Source organism: Pseudomonas sp. KBN12P06040, assembly GCF_037574965.1.
In the GTDB taxonomy this organism is placed as follows: domain Bacteria; phylum Pseudomonadota; class Gammaproteobacteria; order Pseudomonadales; family Pseudomonadaceae; genus Pseudomonas; species Pseudomonas aeruginosa.
On the sequence record NZ_JBBELS010000001.1, the window covers coordinates 2,552,003 to 2,571,162 of the forward strand.

At 66.6% G+C, this 19,160-nt stretch carries 18 protein-coding genes and 1 pseudogene; 9 read left to right on the forward strand and 10 right to left on the reverse strand.

What is annotated here, in order from left to right; all coding sequences use genetic code 11:
* Positions 1-43: 43 nt before the first annotated feature.
* The 4 genes from VQ067_RS12230 to cysK form a co-directional block, all read right to left on the reverse strand.
* A complete protein-coding gene (locus VQ067_RS12230) occupies positions 44-907 on the reverse strand; it encodes a DMT family transporter (protein WP_003119465.1) in 864 nt (287 codons plus the stop codon).
* A gap of 419 nt (positions 908-1,326) precedes the next feature.
* Positions 1,327-2,418: a polyamine ABC transporter substrate-binding protein gene (locus tag VQ067_RS12235; protein WP_023091218.1), complete on the reverse strand. Its 1,092-nt coding sequence runs from the start codon at positions 2,416-2,418 to the stop codon at positions 1,327-1,329.
* 198 nt (positions 2,419-2,616) lie between these two features.
* Positions 2,617-3,231, reverse strand: a complete 615-nt coding sequence (locus tag VQ067_RS12240) for a LysE family translocator (protein ID WP_003090574.1) — start codon at positions 3,229-3,231, stop codon at positions 2,617-2,619.
* Positions 3,232-3,289: 58 nt separating this feature from the next.
* On the reverse strand, positions 3,290-4,264 hold the full coding sequence (gene cysK / locus VQ067_RS12245; protein ID WP_003090573.1) for a cysteine synthase A: 975 nt from the start codon (positions 4,262-4,264) through the stop codon (positions 3,290-3,292).
* Between the two features lie 120 nt (positions 4,265-4,384).
* Between cysK and VQ067_RS12250 the strand changes: the two genes are divergently transcribed.
* The 5 genes from VQ067_RS12250 (at position 4,385) to VQ067_RS12270 (ending at position 9,301) form a co-directional block, all read left to right on the forward strand.
* On the forward strand, positions 4,385-5,470 hold the full coding sequence (locus tag VQ067_RS12250; protein WP_033991603.1) for a DUF748 domain-containing protein: 1,086 nt from the start codon (positions 4,385-4,387) through the stop codon (positions 5,468-5,470).
* Positions 5,471-5,632: 162 nt separating this feature from the next.
* Entirely contained in the window at positions 5,633-6,478 is an 846-nt protein-coding gene (locus VQ067_RS12255; protein WP_003090571.1) for an AAA family ATPase, read from the forward strand.
* A gap of 64 nt (positions 6,479-6,542) precedes the next feature.
* Entirely contained in the window at positions 6,543-6,938 is a 396-nt protein-coding gene (locus tag VQ067_RS12260; protein ID WP_003131045.1) for a GFA family protein, read from the forward strand.
* Between the two features lie 48 nt (positions 6,939-6,986).
* Positions 6,987-8,168, forward strand: coding sequence for a vWA domain-containing protein (locus VQ067_RS12265; RefSeq protein WP_003101527.1), 1,182 nt, complete (start codon positions 6,987-6,989; stop codon positions 8,166-8,168).
* A 113-nt stretch (positions 8,169-8,281) separates the two neighbouring features.
* Positions 8,282-9,301: an AraC family transcriptional regulator gene (locus VQ067_RS12270; RefSeq protein WP_003101519.1), complete on the forward strand. Its 1,020-nt coding sequence runs from the start codon at positions 8,282-8,284 to the stop codon at positions 9,299-9,301.
* A gap of 8 nt (positions 9,302-9,309) precedes the next feature.
* Here the strand turns inward: VQ067_RS12270 and VQ067_RS12275 are convergent.
* The 6 genes and pseudogenes from VQ067_RS12275 to VQ067_RS12300 form a co-directional block, all read right to left on the reverse strand.
* Positions 9,310-9,462 (reverse strand): annotated as a pseudogene (locus VQ067_RS12275) (DUF6434 domain-containing protein); the annotation flags it as partial.
* A 131-nt stretch (positions 9,463-9,593) separates the two neighbouring features.
* Positions 9,594-9,827, reverse strand: a complete 234-nt coding sequence (gene tsi2 / locus VQ067_RS12280) for a type IV secretion system immunity protein Tsi2 (RefSeq protein ID WP_003090566.1) — start codon at positions 9,825-9,827, stop codon at positions 9,594-9,596.
* A gap of 9 nt (positions 9,828-9,836) precedes the next feature.
* Positions 9,837-10,313 carry a type VI secretion system effector Tse2 gene (gene tse2 / locus VQ067_RS12285; RefSeq protein WP_003119469.1) on the reverse strand — a complete coding sequence of 159 codons (477 nt, stop codon included), beginning with the start codon at positions 10,311-10,313 and terminating at the stop codon, positions 9,837-9,839.
* Positions 10,314-10,459: 146 nt separating this feature from the next.
* Positions 10,460-12,049 (reverse strand): MFS transporter, encoded by a 1,590-nt coding sequence (locus VQ067_RS12290; protein WP_016253334.1) that lies wholly within the window; start codon positions 12,047-12,049, stop codon positions 10,460-10,462.
* 2 nt (positions 12,050-12,051) lie between these two features.
* Positions 12,052-13,359, reverse strand: a complete 1,308-nt coding sequence (locus VQ067_RS12295) for an OprD family porin (protein ID WP_023084166.1) — start codon at positions 13,357-13,359, stop codon at positions 12,052-12,054.
* 48 nt (positions 13,360-13,407) lie between these two features.
* Positions 13,408-15,246, reverse strand: a complete 1,839-nt coding sequence (locus VQ067_RS12300) for an amidohydrolase (RefSeq protein WP_074241410.1) — start codon at positions 15,244-15,246, stop codon at positions 13,408-13,410.
* 607 nt (positions 15,247-15,853) lie between these two features.
* On the opposite strand from VQ067_RS12300, the gene VQ067_RS12305 reads away from it, so the two are divergent.
* The 4 genes from VQ067_RS12305 (at position 15,854) to VQ067_RS12320 (ending at position 19,152) form a co-directional block, all read left to right on the forward strand.
* The gene (locus tag VQ067_RS12305) at positions 15,854-16,534 is read left to right on the forward strand and encodes a hydrolase (RefSeq protein WP_003090561.1); all 681 of its coding nucleotides are present in this window, start codon (positions 15,854-15,856) and stop codon (positions 16,532-16,534) included.
* 56 nt (positions 16,535-16,590) lie between these two features.
* Complete coding sequence (locus VQ067_RS12310) at positions 16,591-16,872, forward strand: XapX domain-containing protein (protein WP_003101509.1); 282 nt, start codon at positions 16,591-16,593, stop codon at positions 16,870-16,872.
* Between the two features lie 169 nt (positions 16,873-17,041).
* Positions 17,042-17,935: a helix-turn-helix domain-containing protein gene (locus VQ067_RS12315; RefSeq protein ID WP_023099495.1), complete on the forward strand. Its 894-nt coding sequence runs from the start codon at positions 17,042-17,044 to the stop codon at positions 17,933-17,935.
* A 113-nt stretch (positions 17,936-18,048) separates the two neighbouring features.
* A complete protein-coding gene (locus tag VQ067_RS12320; protein WP_023101187.1) occupies positions 18,049-19,152 on the forward strand; it encodes a DUF1615 domain-containing protein in 1,104 nt (367 codons plus the stop codon).
* Positions 19,153-19,160: the final 8 nt, after the last annotated feature.

A 19,160-nucleotide genomic window follows, 5' to 3' on the forward strand; every position in this document is an offset into this window, starting at 1 on the left:
GCGCGCGCTCTGCCAAGGGCGGGCCGCGACCCGCTCGGTTCGCTCAGCCGGCCTTGCGGAAGACGAACATCAGCCCCACCACGATCAGCCCCATGCCCAGCAGGCTGAGCCAGCCGAGGCGGTTGCCGAAGACCATGAAGTCCATGATCGCGGTCACCGCCGGCACCAGGTAGAACAGGCTGGTGACGTTGACCAGGTTGCCCTGGGCGATCAGCCGGTAGAGCAGCAGGGTCGCGCCCACCGAGACCACGACGCCCATCCACAGCGCGGGAACCAGGAAGCCGGCGTTCCATTCGAACTCGAACGGCTGGAAGGGCACGAACGCCAGGCACAGGCCGAGACCGGCGAGGTACTGCAGGGGCAGGGTGCCCAGCGGGTTCTCGCGGATGCCCTTCTGCATGATCGAGCCGCCGGTGACGCCAGCCAGCGCCAGCAGTGCGCAGAGGATGCCGGCCGTGGACATCCCGGCCAGGCCGATGCCCTGGTAGACCACCAGCACCAGGCCGGCCAGGCCCAGCAGCAGGCCGAACAGGCGCGCCGGCGACTGCCGGCGTTCGAGGATGACGGCGGTGAGGATCGGTTGCACGCCGAGGATGGTCGCCATCATGCCGGGAGTGACCTGCAGCTTCAGCGAGAAGATATAGAAGATCGGATAGATCCCCAGCATCACCAGGCCGGTGAGCAGGGCCTTGCCGCGCTCACGCGCGCTGCGCGGCGCGCGCAGCCTGAGCAGCGGGGCGAGCGGCAGCAGGCAGGCGAGGGCGATGCCGAAGCGGAACACCAGGAAGGCGAACGGCGAGGAATGCGCCAGGCCCCATTTCGAGGCGATGGCGCCACTGCTCCAGAGCAGGACGAAGAGGCTGGTGCTGGCCAGGCCGGCCAGCGCGGATTTGTTCAGTGCAAACATGGATCTGCCACCTTGTAGTCGGGCATGCCGCGGGCTCGGGCCGGCGGCGGACGGCACGCCTCGGCAGCGGATGGCGCTGCTTGCGGCGGGCTGTGGAAGAGCGTTGGGGCGCTACCGCGCTCGTCAGGGACTGACGCCCGGCGGCGGGCAGGCGGCCGAACCGGGAGGGGGAGGCGGAGGCGAGGCGACTACAGGAGGGGAAACGCAGCCCAGGCTGGCGCACGGCTGGAGCGCGCCGACCTCGCCGGTGGCTACCGGAAGGGCGGGGAGCGAGCTGTGCGAGCGCTGGTTCATGGAGGCTATCCGGTCGATGAAGACAACGAGAGGGACTATAGCGGGCCGTCCGGGATTTGACGAGCCTGTGGGCGAGCCTTGCGCTAAAACGCCAGCCCGGCGACAAACCGGGCCGGCGCCGGGCTTCACTTGCCGGTCTTCACCGTGTTCCAGGTGCGCGTGCGCACGCGGTCGATCTTCTGCGGCATGGACTCGAGGGCGAACAGCTTGGCCATCTTCTCCTGCGGCGGGTAGATCGCCGGGTCGGTCTTGATCTCGGCGTCCACCAGCGGGTCGGCGGCCAGGTTGCCGTTGGCGTAGTGCACATGGTTGCTGATCGCCGCCATCACCTCGGGACGCAGCAGGTAGTTCATGAAGGCGTAGCCGGCCTTCTCGTCGGGCGCGTCGACCGGCATCGAGACCATGTCGAACCACAGCGGCGAGCCTTCCTTCGGCGTCGAGTAGCGCACTTCCACGCCGTTGTTGGCCTCCTTGGCGCGGGTCGCGGCCTGCAGGATGTCGCCGGAGAAACCGACCACCATGCAGATCTCGCCGTTGGCCAGGTCGCTGACGTACTTCGAGGAGTGGAAGTAGCGGATGTACGGGCGCACCTTCAGCAACGCCGCCTGGGCCTGCTTGTAGTCGTCGGCCTTCTGGCTGTGGTGTGGCAGGCCGAGGTAGTTGAGGGTGATGGGCAGCAGCTCGGGGCCGTTGTCCAGCACCGCCACCCCGCACTTGCTCAGTTTCTGCATGTATTCGGGCTTGAAGAAGATATCCCAGGAGTCCAGCGGCGCGTCGTCGCCGAGCACCGCCTTGATCTTCGCCGGGTTGTAGCCGATGCCGGTGGTGCCCCAGAGGTAGGGGAAGCCGTACTGGTTGCCCGGATCGTTGACCTCCAGGGCCTTGAGCAGCACCGGGTTGAGGTTCTTCCAGTTGGGCAGCTGGGACTTGTCCAGCTTCTTCAGGGCGCCGGCCTGGATCTGCTTGGCCATGAAGTGGTTCGACGGGAATACCACGTCGTAGCCGGATTGGCCGGTCATCAGCTTGCCGTCGAGGGTCTCGTTGCTGTCGTAGACGTCGTAGGTGGCCTGGATGCCGGTTTCCTTGGCGAAGTTCGCCACGGTTTCGGGAGCGATGTATTCGGACCAGTTGTAGATCTTCAGGTTGTCCGCGGCGAGGGTTGCGCCGCTGCCGCAAGCGAGGGCGAGGAGGGTGAGGGAAGCGATGCGGGTCTTCATTGTTGTAGGTGTCCTGTCGGCTGACGACAGCGTCGGCGACGGACTGGTTCGCCGCCGGCGCTCAGGGGGCGCCGGCAACGCTGGCCGGCACCCGGGTTTTATCCCGCGTTGCTGGAAGCGAGGAAAGGGGCGGCTTTTACCTGCGGGCCCGCAGACAGGCGCCGGCACCGCAGCGGGGCGTCGCTCCGCCCGCCTGCCTCAACTCAGGGCGACCTTGACCCCGAGGGCGATCAGCAGGCCGCCGAGCAGCTTGTCCACCACCCCCTGGGCCCTGGCCAGGCCACGGCGCACCACCGCGCTCTGGATCAGCACCACCAGCAGCGGCCACCAGAGTGCGGCGAGGCCGACGATGATGCCGGCGTACCAGAGCTTCTCGGCGAAGCTGGAGTCCAGGCTCAGCACCTGGGTGAACACGGCGAGGAAGAACAGCGTGGCCTTGGGGTTGAGCAGGTTGCAGAGGTAGCCCTGGAGGAAGGCGCTCCAGTGGCCGACGCGCTGCACGCCGCCGACCGCCAGGTCGAGCGTGCCGCCGCCGCGCGAGCGCAGGGCCTGGATGCCGATCCAGATCAGGTAGACCGCGCCGGTGTACTTCAGCGCGTTGAACAGCCACGGCGTGGTGGTGATCAGCACCGCCAGGCCGGCGACGCAGTAGGCCATGTGGGTGGCCACGCCGAGGATCACCCCCAGCGAGGTCATCATCGCCGCCGAGCGCTGGTAGCGCGCCGCGTTGCGGATGATCAGGAAGAAGTCCGGGCCGGGCGAGAGCATGCCCAGGGTGGCGAGGGTGGCTACGAAGAGCGAGGTTTCCAGCATGATTCGATACGCCTGGCGCAAGGCGGCGCCGGTTCGCTGCGGCGCCGCGGGTCGGTGGTTACTGGGTCAGTTCCTGTTCGCTGAACAGGCCGTCGAAGAGCATGCTCGAAAGATAGCGCTCGCCGGAATCGGGGAGGATCACCACGATGGTCTTGCCCTGCATGTTCGGCTCCTCGGCCAGGCGCACCGCGGCGGCCATCGCCGCGCCGGAGGAGATGCCGCAGAGGATGCCTTCTTCCTGCATCAGGCGCAGCGCCATGTTCTTCGCTTCGTCGTCGCCGATCTTCTCGACCCGGTCGACCAACGACAGGTCGAGGTTCTTCGGCACGAAGCCGGCGCCGATGCCCTGGATCTTGTGCGGGGCGGGCTTGACCTCCTCGCCGGCGAGGGTCTGGCTGATCACCGGCGAGGTCACCGGCTCCACCGCCACGGCGAGGATCGGCTTGCCCCGGGTGTTCTTGATGTAGCGCGAGACGCCGGTGAGGGTGCCGCCGGTGCCGACCCCGGAGACCAGCACGTCCACCGCGCCCTCGGTATCGTTCCAGATCTCCGGGCCGGTGGTCTTCTCATGGATCGCCGGGTTGGCCGGGTTGTCGAACTGCTGCGGCATGAAGTACTTCCCGGGATCCCCCGCGACCAGTTCCTCGGCCTTCTGGATCGCACCCTTCATGCCCTTCGCCGGTTCGGTCAGGACCAGCTCCGCGCCCAGCGCCTTGAGCACCTTGCGTCGCTCCAGGCTCATCGACGCCGGCATGGTCAGGATCAGTTTGTAGCCGCGTGCGGCGGCGACGAAGGCGAGGCCGATGCCGGTGTTGCCGGAGGTCGGCTCGACCAGGGTCATGCCGGACTTCAGTCTGCCGCTGGCTTCGGCATCCCAGATCATGTTCGCGCCGATCCGGCACTTCACCGAATAGCCGGGGTTGCGCCCTTCGATCTTGGCCAGGATGGTGACGCCGCGCGGGGCGATGCGGTTGATCTGGACCAGCGGCGTGTTGCCGATGGACTGCGCGTTGTCTGCGAAGATGCGGCTCATGATGGTGTCCTTGTCGCATGGAGAAAGATCAATCAGCCTATTCCGCCCCCGCCCGCGCGTCCAGACGCGTTCGAACCAGCGGCGCGCCGCGCGTGTCCACTGTCCAGGAGGGCCGTACCGATGAAGAAACGCTATGCCATTCCCCTGGGCAGCCTGGCGGCGCTGCTTCTGTTGTTGCTGGCGCTGCACCTGGCGCTGCCGTACCTGGTGCGCGACTACCTGAACGGCAAGCTGGCCGACATGGGCGACTACCGTGGGCACATCGCCGACGTCGACCTGGCGCTCTGGCGCGGCGCGTATCGGATCGACGGGCTGAGCATCGTCAAGGACAACGGCAAGGTGCCGGTGCCGTTCCTCGACGCGCCGAGCATCGACCTGTCGGTGAGCTGGCAGGCGCTCTGGGATGATCACGCAGTAGTGGCGCGGGTGGTCTTCGAGCGTCCGCAGCTCAACTTCGTCGATGCCGGCGGCGACCGCGACGCCTCGCAGACCGGTGCCGGCACCGACTGGCGCGAGCAACTGGACAAGCTGCTGCCGATCACCCTCAACGAGGTGCGGGTGGTGGACGGCACCCTGCGTTTCCGCAACTTCACTTCGAAGCCGCCGGTGAACCTGCACGCCTCGGCGCTCAACGCCAGCATCTATAACCTGACCAACGTGGCCGACGCCCGGGGCGAGTGGCCGGCGCGTCTCGAAGGCACGGCGCGGATACTCGGCCAGGCGCCGCTGGAAGTGGCGGCGCATTTCGACCCGCTGAGCGACTTCGAGGACTTCGACCTGCGCCTGCGGGTCACCCGGGTCGAGCTGAAGCGGCTCAACGACTTCGCCAGCGCCTATGGCAAGTTCGACTTCAATGCCGGCACCGGCGACCTGGTGCTGGAGGCCCAGGCTAAGCGCGGCCAGTTGGATGGCTACATCAAGCCGCTGCTGCGCGACGTGGACGTGTTCAACTGGCGGCAGGACGTGGAGGATGGCGACAAGAACCTGTTCCGCTCGGTGTGGGAGGCGCTGGTCGGCGGTGGCGAGACGGTGCTGAAGAACCAGCGCAAAGACCAGTTCGCAACCCGTGTGAGCCTGAGCGGTAATATCCACCAGCGGGACGTCAGCGCGTTCCAGGCGTTCCTCGGGATTCTCCGCAACGCGTTCGTCGAGGCGTTCAACGCTCGTTTCGAGCGTTCCCCGGCGACGCGCGACGACGACGGCTGAAGACGCGGGCGGAACGGCGGGTCGCGAGGTGGCCGGGCATTCAGTGACTGAATGACCCGTCTGCGTTCACAGTGCGCTTGTCCCCGCGTTATAGTCGGGTTTTCAAACAATACTGAACTGCCCGGTTTTCCAGCCAGGGCGTTACCGTTCGAGGATTTCCTGATGAAGTTCGAAGGCACCCAGTCCTACGTCGCCACCGACGACCTCAAGCTCGCGGTCAACGCCGCCATCACCCTGCAGCGGCCGCTGCTGGTGAAGGGCGAACCGGGCACCGGCAAGACCATGCTCGCCGAGCAACTGGCCGAGTCCTTCGGCGCCAAGCTGATCACCTGGCACATCAAGTCCACCACCAAGGCCCACCAGGGCCTCTACGAGTACGATGCGGTAAGCCGCCTGCGCGATTCGCAGCTGGGCGTGGACAAGGTCCACGACGTGCGCAACTACATCAAGAAGGGCAAGCTCTGGGAGGCCTTCGAGGCCGAGGAGCGGGTGATCCTGCTGATCGACGAGATCGACAAGGCCGACATCGAGTTCCCCAACGACCTGCTGCAGGAACTCGACAAGATGGAGTTCTACGTCTACGAGACCAACGAAACCATCAAGGCGAAGCAGCGCCCGATCATCATCATCACCTCGAACAACGAGAAGGAACTGCCCGACGCCTTCCTGCGCCGCTGCTTCTTCCATTACATCGCCTTCCCCGACCGCGAGACGTTGCAGAAGATCGTCGACGTGCACTACCCGAACATCAAGCAGTCGCTGGTCAGCGAGGCGCTGGACATCTTCTTCGACGTGCGCAAGGTGCCCGGCCTGAAAAAGAAACCTTCGACTTCCGAGCTGGTCGACTGGCTGAAGCTGCTGATGGCCGACGAGATCGGCGAAGCGGTGCTGCGCGAGCGCGATCCGACCAAGGCGATCCCGCCGCTGGCCGGCGCCCTGGTGAAGAACGAGCAGGACGTGCAGCTTCTCGAGCGCCTGGCGTTCATGAGCCGCCGCGCCAGCCGCTGAGTGCGTCGGCCCTTTCCGGGGAAAGGGCCGCGGGGCGGCACGCCAGACAGCGGAGGAACATCCCATGCTCAGCGGAAGTTGCCTGTGCGGCGCGGTACGTTACGAGATCGACGCGCCCATCGAATCGGCCAGCCATTGTCATTGCAGCCAGTGCCGCAAGGCCCACGGCGCGGCGTTCGCCACCTACGGCAAGGTGCGCCGCGAGGCGTTCCGCTATGTCGCCGGGGCGGACGCGGTGGCCGAATACCACTCGTCGCCAGGCGTCACCCGTACCTTCTGCCGCCACTGCGGATCGAACCTGCAGTGGCTTGGCGGCAACGAGGACCCGACGTACACCTCTATCGCCCTCGGCACCCTCGACTCGCCGCTGCCATCGGTAGCGCAGCGGCACATCTACGTGGGTTCGAAAGCCGACTGGTACGTCATCGCCGACGACCTGCCGCAGGAACACCAATACTGACCGGCGCTCGCGCGCCGGGATCAACGGACAACAGACGAGGTCGCAGCCATGCTGCTCAACCTGTTCAACGAAATGCGCGCAGCCAAGGTGCCGGTGTCGGTGCGCGAGCTGCTCGACCTGATCGACGCCCTGAAGCACCGCGTGGTGTTCGCCGACATGGACGAGTTCTACTACCTGGCGCGCACCATCATGGTCAAGGACGAGCGCCACTTCGACAAGTTCGACCGGGCCTTCGGCGCCTACTTCAAGGGCCTGGAGAAGCTCGACGACCACCTCAAGGCGCTGATCCCCGAGGAATGGCTGCGCAAGGAGTTCGAGCGCCTGCTGACCGACGAGGAAAAGGCGCAGATCCAGTCCCTCGGCGGCCTGGACAAGCTGATCGAGGAGTTCAAGAAACGCCTCGAGGAACAGAAGGAGCGCCATGCCGGCGGTAACAAGTGGATCGGTACCGGCGGTACCAGTCCGTTCGGCTCCGGCGGTTTCAACCCGGAGGGTATCCGCGTCGGCGACGCCGGCAAGCGCCAGGGCAAGGCGGCCAAGGTCTGGGACCAGCGCGAATACAAGAACCTCGACGACCAGGTCGAACTGGGCACGCGCAACATCAAGATCGCCCTGCGGCGCCTGCGCAAGTTCGCCCGTGAGGGCGCGGCGGAGGAGCTGGACATCGACGGCACCATCGACCACACCGCGAAGGACGCCGGGCTGCTCAACATCCAGATGCGCCCGGAGCGGCGCAACACGGTGAAGCTGTTGCTGCTGCTGGACATCGGCGGCTCGATGGACGCCCACGTCAAGGTCTGCGAGGAGCTGTTCTCGGCCTGCAAGACCGAGTTCAAGCACCTGGAGTATTTCTACTTCCACAACTTCATCTACGAGTCGGTGTGGAAGAACAACCTGCGCCGCAGCAGCGAACGCACCGCCACCTTCGACCTGCTGCACAAGTACGGTCCGGACTACAAGGTGGTGTTCGTCGGCGACGCGGCGATGGCGCCCTACGAAATCACCCAGGCCGGCGGCAGCGTCGAGCACTGGAACGAGGAAGCCGGTTACGTCTGGATGCAGCGCTTCATGGAAAAGTACAAGAAGCTCATCTGGATCAACCCCTATCCGAAGGACACCTGGAACTACACGGCGTCCACCGGCCTGGTCCGCGAACTGGTCAAGGAACAGATGTATCCGTTGACCCTGAGCGGCCTGGAGGAGGGCATGCGCTTCCTCTCGCGCGGTTGAGCCAACTGCCTGCGGGACCGGCGACAAGCGCAGCGGCACGCAACTTGCCTACCCTGTGTATCCCGTCCGCGCGGTAACAGCGCGGCGCGGCCACCGGTAACGATGGGCACGCCATGATCGATTCGACCTTCTCCCGCGCCACCTGGCTCAACTCGCTGCACATGTCGACCCTCACTCTCTCGCTGCTGGAGAAGGAAGGGTTCGCCCGCGAGCAACTGCTCGAAGGCAGTGGCATCACCCCCGCCGACCTGCTCGACCTGCGGCGCCTGATCAGCCCCTGGCAGGAGCAGCAGGTGTTCGCCAACGCCTGCCGGCTCAGCGACGAGCCGGCCCTCGGCCTGCGCCTGGGGCTGCGCACGCGGATTTCCGCCTACGGCCTGCTCGGCTACGCGCTGCTCTCCGCGCCGACCCTCGGCGAGGCGCTGCGCATCGGCCTCAGCTATCCGGTCTTGCTCGGCACCTACTTCCACCTGTCGCTGGAAGTCGCCGACGGCCGCGCCTGGCTGGTGGCCACCGGCTACGGCGAGGACGAGGCGCTGCGGCCATTCAACACCGAGCTTTGCCTGGGCTCGCTGAAGGTCACCTGCGCCGACCTGCTCGGCCAGCCGCTGCCCTTGCTGGAAGCGGCCTTCGACTATGCCGGCGACGAGGCGATGGCGCGGGCCTACGCCGAGGGTTTCGCCTGCGAGTTGCACTTCGAACGCGAGCGCAGTGCCATCGGCTTCGCCGCCGAATGGCTGGAGCGCCCGTTGCCGCTGGCCGACCCGGTGACCCACCGGGAGATGCTGGAACAGTGCCGGCGGCAGAACATCGACCTGGCCGCGCGTCGTGCCTGGCTGGACAAGGTCCGGGCGATCCTCGCCGAGCGCTTGCAGGACCCGCCCGGCCTGGAGGAACTGGCCAGGCGCCTGAACTGTTCGTCGCGCAGCCTGCGCCGGCACCTTCAGCAGCAGCGCACCAGCTACCAGCAACTGCTCGACGAGTTGCGCTTCGCCCGCGCCAAGGAGTTGTTGCAGAGCGGCGACATGCCGATCTACCGGATCGCCGAGGAACTCGGCTTCAGCGAGACCGCCAGCCTGCGCCATGCCTTCCAGCGCTGGAGCGGCCAGCCGCCGAGCCATTTCCGCGCCTGAGCGCTCGCTCAGGCGGAGGGGCTGGTGTCGGCGTGGCGCCGCCGCCGTTCGTCCGCCACCTCACCCAGGGATTTTGCCGCGCCGTCGCCAATCCAGGCCATGAAGGCACGATCGAAGCGGAAGTCGGCGCCGCGCAGCCCGACGAGGAAGCGCCGTACGTCCTGGGCGTTGCGCTAGTCGCGGCACACTGCGGTGTCGCGGGTGATGGTGTCGCCGTGCCAGCCGAAGACCATCTGTCGTTTCTCTGCGCGCGCTGGAGCGGGCGGGCCAACGACGGCCCGCCCACGGGCCGTCAGGACACCGGGTCTTCGATCAGCCGGTCATAGGGCGGCAGGCCGCTGTATTGGCCCAGGGCTTGCTCGTAGGCGTTCTTCAGGTCGTCGGCGGCGAGGTCGTAGCCGACCAGCAACTGTTCGAGTTCAGCGGCGTTCTGCGGGTCGTCGTTCTGCAACTGCGCGTCGAGTTCGCGGGTGCGCGCGGCGACGCACTGGATCGCCACCATCAGGGTCTGGGGTTTCAGGTTCATGGTTCACTCCTAGAGCCCGCGGGCTTTTTCCCATTGGCGGCGGATGGCGTTGCGCACGAAGTTGTCCAGTTGGCCCATGAGGACCTCCCGGTACATCGGCTTGGCCGGCATGATGGTGTAGTGGGTGGCTTGCAGGCGCTTGTTGTAGCTGTCCTGTTTCACCTTAAGGTCCGGCGGGATGTCGGTGCCGTCGGGTATCACGAAGTCGCCGTCGGCGCGGCGCAGCACGCCGGCGCGGTCGAACACCGAGGTGCCGCCGGTGTCCGGGGCGTAGAGGCCGTCGCGGCCGGCGACGATGTCCGGCGCGCGGGCGGGGACGCCAGGGGTGTTGGGGCTGTCGAAGGTCGGATGCAGCAGCGGGGCGACTTCCGCAGCCTCGGCGAGTTCCTTGTCGGGACGCAGGTAGCGACCGACGTCGCCGTCGTAGTTGGCCTTGAATACCGCCCGGTAGAGGGTGAGGCTGGTTTTCTCGTAGTCGTAGGACATGCGTGGACTTCCCTGTGGGTTGCGTTCGCGGCGCCGCGGGTGCGCGGCATCGCTACCGACCACCGTCCTTGTGGCACCATCGGCGAGCAGGATAACAGCCGTGGGCGGATCCGCCAGGGGCAGGCGACGACCGTCGCCCGGGAGGCTCAAGGCCTGGCCGCGCCGTGCAGGTAATGGCGGATGCGCACCTCCACGCCGGCGCTCTGGAAGCGCCGGGCGGCGGCCTCGACCCGCAACTCGCCGCGGGTCACCCGCTGGTGGTGGCGCAGGTGCTCCAGCCAGGATTCGTCGATGAAGAACTCCAGCCACAGGCGACGGTTGCCGCTGTCCTGGACCAGCCCCCAGGACACCGCGCCGTTGCGCCGACGCATGGCGCGCACCTCGACCATCGCCGCCTGGAATGCCGCGGCGTCCTGCGGGTCGATGTCGTACTCGAGGGTGACCATCACCGGGCCGCGTTCCTGGTCCACCTCTTCGTCGACCAGTGGCGCCGGCCAGTGCAGCGACGGCGCGAGGTCCTCGGCCTCGGTGACCGGCAGCCGGCAGCGCAGCGACGCGAACAGGCCGAGCAGCAGCGCGGCGCTGGCGCAGAGCAGGGCGAAGGCGATCGACAGGTGGCTGGCGACCAGACCCCACAGGGCGCCGCCGGCGGCCATGCTGCCGAAGAACACCAGGATGTAGACCGCCAGCGCGCGGGCGCGGACCCAGGCCGGCACGGAGGTCTGCGCGGCGACCTGCAGGCTGGAGAGCACGGCGATCCATGCCGCGCCGCTGAGCAGCATCACCGGCACCAGCAAATAGAGGTTGCGCAGCAGCGCCAGGGCCACCAGCACCAGTGCGTAGAGCACGCTGGAGAGCAGCACCAGGCGGTCGCTGCCGAGGCGTTCGCGCAGGTGCGGCAGGAACGCGGCGCCGAGTACCGCGCCGACGCCGACGCTGCCCAGCAGCAGGCCGAAGTCCATGGCGTTGCCATGCAGTTCGCCGCGCACGATCAGGGGCAGCAGCGACATGCCGGCGCTGGCGCCGAGGAAGAACGCCACCGCGCGCACCAGCACCGATTGCAGTGGCCTCGAGCTGCGGCTGTAGCGCCAGCCGGCGCGCAGGGCGCCGAACAGGCGTTCCGCCGGCAGCACCGAGGGCACGGCCTCGCGTTTCCAGGCCAGCAGCACGGCGATCACCGCGAAGAAGGAGAGGGCGTTGAGGGCGAAGGTCAGCCAGGGGCCGACCAGGCTCACCAGCACCCCGGCGATGGCCGGTCCGACCGCCCGCGCCAGGTTGACCCCGACACTGGACAGCGCCACCGCCGCCGGCAGTTCGTCCTTGCCCACCAGTTCCGGAGTGGTGGCGCTCCAGGCCGGCATCATCAGCGCGGTGCCGATGCCCATGCACAGGGTCAGGCCGAGCAGCAGCCAGACGCTGGTCAACTGGAGCAGGGTGAGGCTGGCCAGCAGGGTGGCCACCAAGGCCATCCACAATTGCACGCCGAGCAGGTAGCGGCGCTTGTCGACGATATCGGCGAGGGCGCCGGCCGGCAGGGCCAGGAAGAACATCGGCAGCGATCCGGCGACCTGCACTAGGGCCACGTTCAGCGGGCTGGCGGAGAGCGAGGTCATCAGCCAGCCGGCGCCCACCTCGTGCATCCAGGTGCCGATGTTCGAGGCGATGCTGGCCAGCCATAGCCAGCGGAAGGTGGCTTGGCGCAGGGGACTCCAGGGTGAGGCGGCGGGTGCGGTCATGGTCAGAGCGAGCCTTTGAGTGGGTATTCGACGATCAGGTAGAGGCGGTCGATGTCGTCGCCGGCCTGGGCCGCGTTGGCCCGGTGGCTGAGGTGCGAGACGTTCAGCGAGAGGTCCTTGAGCGGGCCCGAGGCGAACACGTAGCGCAGGTCGAGGTCGCGCTCCCAGTGCTTGCCGCCGCTGCCCTGCAAGGGCCGGTAGCGGCCATCGGCGCCCAGCGGGTTGTAGGCGCCGCCGGCCGGCGCATGGCTGCCGTCGATGGCGCGGCCGCTGACGTAACGCGCCATGAAGCTCAGCCCCGGCAGGCCGAACGGGGCCAGGTCGAGGTCGTAGCGGGCCTGCCAGGAGCGTTCGCCCGGACCGTTGAAATCGGCGTACTTGATCGAGTTGGCGAGGTAGATGGAGTCACCTCCGACGAAGTCGAACGGCGTATCCCCATGGACACGCTGGTAGGCCAGGGAGAAACCCTGCGCGCCGACGCGGTACTTCAGTTGCAGGCTGTAGGCCAGGGTGTCGATCGCGCCGGCCCGGCTGCGGCCCTGGTCGCGCGTGCGATAGAGGTTGCCATCCAGGCTGAACGCGGCACGTTGCAGGTTCATGTTGAGATAGACCTGGCGCCAGACGTTGTCCAGTTGCGCGGCGAACAGCGAGCCGCTCAGGTTGTCGCTGGCCGCCAGGCTGGCGCCGGCGAAGCCGATCGCGCTGCCGGCGGTGCTCGCGCCGTAGCCGTCGAAGTCGCCATGGCCGGAGCTGGAGGCCTGTTCCTTGAAGGCGGTGAAGCGCCCGGCCTGGATCCGCACGCGGTCGAGGTCGTCGCTCTGCAGGAAGAAGCCCCTGGCGTACTGGGGTTGCAGGCGCTTGTCGCTGGTATCGAAGACCGGGGTCTCGACGGTCATCTCGCCGACCTTGAGCAGGCTCTCGCCGAGCCGCAGCTTGAGTGCGGCGCCGGCGTCGGAATACTCGCTGGCGTTATCGCCGGATGAGTCCAGCGGCAACAGGCCGGTGCCGGCATGGCCACGTCCGCCGTCGAGCTTGAAGCCGGCGAAGCCGTGGAGATCGAGGCCGAAACCGACGCGGCCGGGAGTATAGGCCGACTCCAGGTCGACGATCAGGCCGTGTGCCCATTCCTTGCGGTAGCCGCGCCCGGCGTCCGCGCGGCGATAGTCGTTGTAGAGGAAGTAGTTGCGGTTGAGCAGGCGCCACTCCAGGTAGTCGGGTGCCTTGGCTTCCTCTGTCGCGGCGTGGCACGGCGAGGTGCCGCCCAGCGCCAGGAAAAGGGCCAGGCGGCCGACCGGTCGAACGCGGATCATCGGGAAAACTCCGGGCGAGGCGGGCCGCGAAGGGCCCGCCCGGGTACGTCAGAAAGCGAAGCAGGAACAGCCGAATGCGCCCCAGAAACCCTGGAAGTCGCTCACCGGTACGTTGGAGTGGCGCGCGCGGTTGTGCTCGTGGGCGTGTACCGCGCAGGCACCGACGCACTGGTGGACCTGGGCGGTCAGCGGCGCGCCTTGCCGCCAGTGGCCGGGTACCTTGGCCACCGGCGACCAGTCCGGCAGCACCGGCGGCGCCGGCGGACCGAGCTTGTCGAACTCGGCGGCGGCATAGACGATCTTGCCGTCGACCACCGTGAGCACCGACTCGATCCACTTGATGGCCTCTTCCTCGACGCCGAAGAAGTCTGCCGACAGCGCCGCCAGGTCGGCGAGCTGGCCAACCTTGATCTGTCCTTTCTTGCCCTGCTCGCTGGAGAACCAGGCGCTGCCGTGGGTGAACAGCTGCAACGCGGTTTCCCGCGGCAGGCCCTGCGGATACAGGGCCATGCCGCCGACGGTGCGGCCGCTGACCAGCCAGTACAGCGAGGTCCAGGGGTTGTAGCTGGAGACCCGGGTGGCGTCGGTGCCGGCACCCACCGGCACGCCCTCGGCGAGCATGCGCTGGATCGGCGGCGTGGCCTCGGCGGCCTTGGCACCGTAGCGGTCGACGAAGTACTCGCCCTGGAAGGCCATGCGGTCCTGGATCGCGATGCCGCCGCCGAGTGCCCGCACCCGCTCGATGTTGCGCGGGGTGATGGTCTCGGCGTGGTCGAAGAACCAGGGCAGGCCGTTGAACGGAATGTCGCGGTCGACCTTCTCGAACACGTCGAGCATCCGCGAGATCGATTCGTCGTAGGTGGCGTGCAGGCGGAACGGCCAGCGCTGCTCCACCAGGTGGCGGACCACAGGCTCCAGCTCCTGCTCCATGGTCTGCGGCAGGTCCGGGCGCGCTTCGAGAAAGTCCTCGAAGTCGGCGGCGGAGAACACCAGCATCTCGCCGGCGCCGTTATGGCGGAAGAAATCGCTGCCCTGGCCGTACTTGACGCTGCCGGTCCAGTTCTTGAAGTCGGCGAGTTCTTCCTTCGGTTTCTGGGTGAACAGGTTGTAGGCGATGCGTACGGTGAGCTGGCCCTGGTCGGCCAGTTCGCGAATCACCTGGTAGTCGTCCGGGTAGTTCTGGAAGCCGCCGCCGGCGTCGATCGCGCTGGTAAGGCCGAGGCGGTTGAGTTCGCGCATGAACTGGCGGGTGGAGTTGACCTGGTATTCCAGCGGCAGCTTCGGTCCCTTGGCCAGGGTGGCGTAGAGAATCATCGCGTTGGGCCGGGCGATCAGCATGCCGGTGGGTTCGCCGCTGCTGTCGCGGACGATCTCGCCGCCGGGCGGGTTGGGCGTGTCCTTGGTGTAGCCGACCACGCGCAGGGCGGCGCGGTTGAGCAGGGCGCGATCGTACAGGTGGAGGACGAACACCGGGGTGTCCGGCGCGGCCTTGTTCAATTCCTCCAGGGTCGGCATGCGCTTCTCGGCGAACTGGAACTCGTTCCAGCCGCCGACCACCCGCACCCACTGGGGGCTGGGCGTGCGTTCGGCCTGGTTCTTGAGCAGGCGCAAGGCGTCGGCCAGGGAGGGCACGCCTTCCCAGCGCAGCTCCAGGTTGTAGTTGAGGCCACCGCGGATCAGGTGCAGGTGCGAGTCGTTGAGACCGGGGATCACGGTGCGCTTCTGCAGGTCGATCACCTGGGTGGCGCTGCCGCGATGGAGCATCGCCTCGGCGTCGTTGCCGACGGCAAGGAACTTGCCGTCCTTGATCGCCACGGCGGTGGCGGTGGGGTTGTCGCGGTCCACGGTGTGGAAGCGGCCGTTGTGCAGGATCAGGTCGGCGGTCATGGAACCTCCTGGGTTGCTTGCGGGAGAAAGGCTGGCGGCGTTGGCGAAGGGCAGGGCGGACCACAGGACTCCGGCGGCGCCCAGCACCGAACTGGTAGTGAGGAAATGGCGGCGGTCCTTGCTCGGCGGATCGTGGCTCATGGCGTGCTCCTGGCAGCGGGGCGGAATCGGTCAGCGAGGGCGGCGGCGAGAGAGGCCACCGGACAGGATAGGTGCGGCGGAAAACGTACGGGACGAAAGAGCGGTTTTCCCGAATGACGCATCCTCCTGCAAACGCAACTTGCTGGTGGTCGATAGCAAGTAAGGCGCGAGACATGTCCTGAACTTCATGGGGGTTTTTTCTTATAGGGCGGACTGTCGATTCTGCTAGCTGGTAATCCTTCTTTTATTGTCTCTGTGTGCGCTTTTTGTATGGATGTGTCGAATATTTTGAATATCGCCGTTTAATTTTATCCAGGGCCGCAGTTCAGTGATTTATTTTCTCGAAAAGTTTGTTTTTTCCAATATTCATGCTTCATAGTCTGGCCGGCCACGGGAAATTATCTGTTGGCCCGCGTGCTGTTGTGCGCAACAGCTGGAATTCATCGTTCGTTGTCAGGAAACAATCATGAGCCACTATCTCGAAGTTCTAACTCCGCAGAACAGCCAGATCATCTTCATCGACCAGCAGCCACAGATGGCATTCGGCGTACAGTCCATCGATCGCCAGACGCTGAAGAACAACGTAGTGGGCCTGGCCAAGGCGGCGAAGGTATTCGACATCCCGGTCACCATCACCACGGTGGAAACCGACAGCTTCTCCGGCCCGACCTATCCGGAGCTGCTGGCGGTGTTCCCCGAGCAGAAGATCCTCGAACGCACCTCGATGAACTCCTGGGACGACCAGAACGTGCGCGACTCGCTGGCCGCCGCGGGCCGCAAGAAGGTCGTGGTCGCCGGGCTGTGGACCGAGGTCTGCAACACCACCTTCGCCCTCTGCGCCATGCTCGAGGGCGGCTACGAGATCTACATGGTGGCCGATGCCTCGGGCGGCACCTCCAGCGACGCCCACAAGTACGCCATGGACCGCATGGTCCAGGCCGGCGTGGTACCGGTGACCTGGCAGCAGGTCCTGCTGGAGTGGCAGCGCGACTGGGCCCGCCGGGATACCTACGACGCCGTGATGGCCATCGCCAAGGAGCATTCCGGGGCCTACGGCATGGGCGTGGACTACGCCTACACCATGGTGCACAAGGCGCCCGAGCGGGTGACCCACGGCGAACGCATCGGCCCGAATCCGGCCAAGTGAATGCCGGCCGTGCCGCTCCGGTCCGCCGGGCGGCACGGCCGCGAAGGAGAACGAAGATGAAGCTCTACGTATTGTCGCTGGGCGCCGGACTGTTGGTGGGGATCGTCTACAGCCTGCTGCAGGTGCGTTCGCCGGCTCCGCCGCTGGTGGCGCTGGTGGGGTTGCTCGGCATCCTGCTCGGCGAGCAGGTCATCCCGGTCGGCAAGCAATTGCTCGGCGGTTGCGCGTTCGCCTCGGCCTGCGACAAGGCGGGTTCGGTCGGCCATGTGCTGGGGCAACTACCGGGTCGGCATCGCCTCGACCAGGCCGCTGGCCCGTCGGAAAAGGAAAAGGGTTGAGCGCTATATCATCGAGTAACAGCGCAGTAATCTGGTAGTTATCTTCGTCGGTTAGATTTCCCCGGAACGGCTCCCTCGGATTAATCTCTGGGGGAGCTTTCGTGCGTCGTTTTTCGCGTCGAGAGAAAAGTGTCACGAGATCATCAGGCGCATGGAATCAGGGGGAGTCATGACTGTTGCCATAGACAGAACAAAGGGCGACCAATCCACGCCAGGGAACATCATAAGGGGAGAAGGGTACGCCTTGATTCGCAACAGTGAGGCGACTCCCGATCCGGACAAGGTGATCCATATTCCTTGTGCCGATTCGTTTTCCGTCATCGTTCAGTTGCGCGACTTCAATTCCCATCGTCTCTGGAATGGAAACAAACTGGTTTTCGATGGCGGACATCCACGGAAAAGTATCTCCATCGCCTATCTTGGCGATGAAATAAAGTGCCAGCACCGGACAACTTACGACAATGTCCGCTTCATGTTGCCGCGCGCTTCGATAAAGGAGTTTCTCTACGAAGAAGGGCAACGCGCGTCCGCCGAGCCGGAGCGGATCATCGGCGTCGACGATCCGGTGGTCTATCACCTGGCGCTGGCGTTGCTGCCCAGTTTCGCCAGGGCGGGGGAGCGCAACGAGCTGTTCGTCGAACAGGTCATGCTGGCGCTGTTGACCCACGTCCAGGATCGCTTCGCCTCGACCCCGCTCCCGGCCTGCACCGGCAAGGGCCTGGCGCCCTGGCAATTGCGCAGGGCCAAGGAGCTGATCGCCGGGCATCTGGCCGAGGGCGTGTCGGTGGCGCGCCTGGCCGAGGAGTGCGGGCTCTCGCGCAGCTATTTCACCAAGGCCTTCAAGTGCAGCACCGGTGTTTCGCCCCACGAATGGCTGATGCGCATGCGCGTCGACCGGGCCAAGGAGCTGATGCTGGGCAGCGACGAACCGCTGTCGCAGATCGGCGTCGCCTGCGGCTTTTCCGACCAGCCGCATTTCTCGCGGATCTTTCTCCGGCTGGCCGGCGCCTCGCCCTCGACCTGGCGTCGGGTCAAGCGGCAGCGCACCGACGCAGCGCTGTGAACCGCGACCGTGCGTGACGGACGGTACGGAAGCCGCCGGATGCTCGGCTAGAATGCCCTGGCTTCGGCGGTCGCTACCGGCCGCCCACTTCGCAACGGAACAGGGAATCGCAGATGAAAGCAGTACGCCAGGGTCGCGGCGTAACGGGGTTGCTCATGCTCCTGGCGCTGGCCGGGTGCAGTTCGCGGTCGGCGGAGCCGCCGCCGCCCAACCCCGACGAAGTACGGGCGAAGATCGTCCGCCTGATGCCGGCCACGGTGCGCGATCGCCAAGGGTGGGCCAGCGATATCTACGCGGCCTTTTCCACCCAGCAGGTCTACCCCAGCGACGAGAATCTCTGTGCGGTGCTGGCGGTGACCGAGCAGGAGTCCACCTACCAGGTCGACCCGCCGGTGGCCGGCCTGGGCAGGATCGCCACCCGCGAGGTCGAGCGCCGTGCCGGCAAGCTGCACGTGCCGGCGTTCCTGGTCAGCTCGGCGCTGAATATCAAGTCGCCCGATGGCCGCACCTACAGCCAGCGCCTGGCCGCGGCGCGCACGGAGAAGGAACTGAGCGAGACATTCGACGATTTCATCGCCATCGTGCCCATGGGCGGCAAGCTGTTCGGCGGCTTCAACCCGGTACACACCGGCGGGCCGATGCAGGTCAGCATCGCTTTCGCCGAGCAGCACGCGGACGGCTATCCCTATCCGCTGGACGGCAGCATCCGCCGCGAGGTGTTCAGCCGGCGCGGCGGCATGTATTTCGGCATCGCCCACCTGCTTGGCTATCCGGCGGACTACCCGGCGCCGCTGTACCGCTTCGCCGACTTCAACGCCGGCTGGTATGCCAGTCGCAACGCCGCGTTCCAGAATGCGGTGAGTCGCGTCTCGGGGATTCCGCTGGCGCTGGATGGCGATCTGATCCGCTACGGTACGCGCACGCCGGGCTCCACCGAACTGGCCGTGCGCAGCCTCGGCAAGCGCTTGGACATGAGCGACGCGGCGATCCGCCGGGCGCTGGAGCAGGGCGACAGCCCGGAGTTCGCCGACAGCGCGCTGTACCGCAAGGTCTTCGCCCTGGCCGAAAGCGCCACCGGCAAGACGCTGCCCCGCGCCGTGCTGCCGGGGATCGCCCTGGAGAGCCCGAAGATCACCCGCAAGCTGACCACCGCCTGGTTCGCCAAGCGCGTCGACGAACGCTACCAGCGCTGCATGGCGCGCGTGCGGAAACGCTGAGTCCATCG

Bases quoted from the DNA above. Each gene is read 5' to 3' on its own strand.
- VQ067_RS12230 (WP_003119465.1), bottom strand. From the start codon at position 907: ATGTTTGCACTGAACAAATCCGCGCTGGCCGGCCTGGCCAGCACCAGC.
- VQ067_RS12235 (WP_023091218.1), bottom strand. From the start codon at position 2,418: ATGAAGACCCGCATCGCTTCCCTCACCCTCCTCGCCCTCGCTTGCGGC.
- VQ067_RS12240 (WP_003090574.1), bottom strand. From the start codon at position 3,231: ATGCTGGAAACCTCGCTCTTCGTAGCCACCCTCGCCACCCTGGGCATG.
- cysK (WP_003090573.1), bottom strand. From the start codon at position 4,264: ATGAGCCGCATCTTCGCAGACAACGCGCAGTCCATCGGCAACACGCCG.
- VQ067_RS12250 (WP_033991603.1), top strand. From the start codon at position 4,385: ATGAAGAAACGCTATGCCATTCCCCTGGGCAGCCTGGCGGCGCTGCTT.
- VQ067_RS12255 (WP_003090571.1), top strand. From the start codon at position 5,633: ATGAAGTTCGAAGGCACCCAGTCCTACGTCGCCACCGACGACCTCAAG.
- VQ067_RS12260 (WP_003131045.1), top strand. From the start codon at position 6,543: ATGCTCAGCGGAAGTTGCCTGTGCGGCGCGGTACGTTACGAGATCGAC.
- VQ067_RS12265 (WP_003101527.1), top strand. From the start codon at position 6,987: ATGCTGCTCAACCTGTTCAACGAAATGCGCGCAGCCAAGGTGCCGGTG.
- VQ067_RS12270 (WP_003101519.1), top strand. From the start codon at position 8,282: ATGATCGATTCGACCTTCTCCCGCGCCACCTGGCTCAACTCGCTGCAC.
- tsi2 (WP_003090566.1), bottom strand. From the start codon at position 9,827: ATGAACCTGAAACCCCAGACCCTGATGGTGGCGATCCAGTGCGTCGCC.
- tse2 (WP_003119469.1), bottom strand. From the start codon at position 10,313: ATGTCCTACGACTACGAGAAAACCAGCCTCACCCTCTACCGGGCGGTA.
- VQ067_RS12290 (WP_016253334.1), bottom strand. From the start codon at position 12,049: ATGACCGCACCCGCCGCCTCACCCTGGAGTCCCCTGCGCCAAGCCACC.
- VQ067_RS12295 (WP_023084166.1), bottom strand. From the start codon at position 13,359: ATGATCCGCGTTCGACCGGTCGGCCGCCTGGCCCTTTTCCTGGCGCTG.
- VQ067_RS12300 (WP_074241410.1), bottom strand. From the start codon at position 15,246: ATGACCGCCGACCTGATCCTGCACAACGGCCGCTTCCACACCGTGGAC.
- VQ067_RS12305 (WP_003090561.1), top strand. From the start codon at position 15,854: ATGAGCCACTATCTCGAAGTTCTAACTCCGCAGAACAGCCAGATCATC.
- VQ067_RS12310 (WP_003101509.1), top strand. From the start codon at position 16,591: ATGAAGCTCTACGTATTGTCGCTGGGCGCCGGACTGTTGGTGGGGATC.
- VQ067_RS12315 (WP_023099495.1), top strand. From the start codon at position 17,042: ATGACTGTTGCCATAGACAGAACAAAGGGCGACCAATCCACGCCAGGG.
- VQ067_RS12320 (WP_023101187.1), top strand. From the start codon at position 18,049: ATGAAAGCAGTACGCCAGGGTCGCGGCGTAACGGGGTTGCTCATGCTC.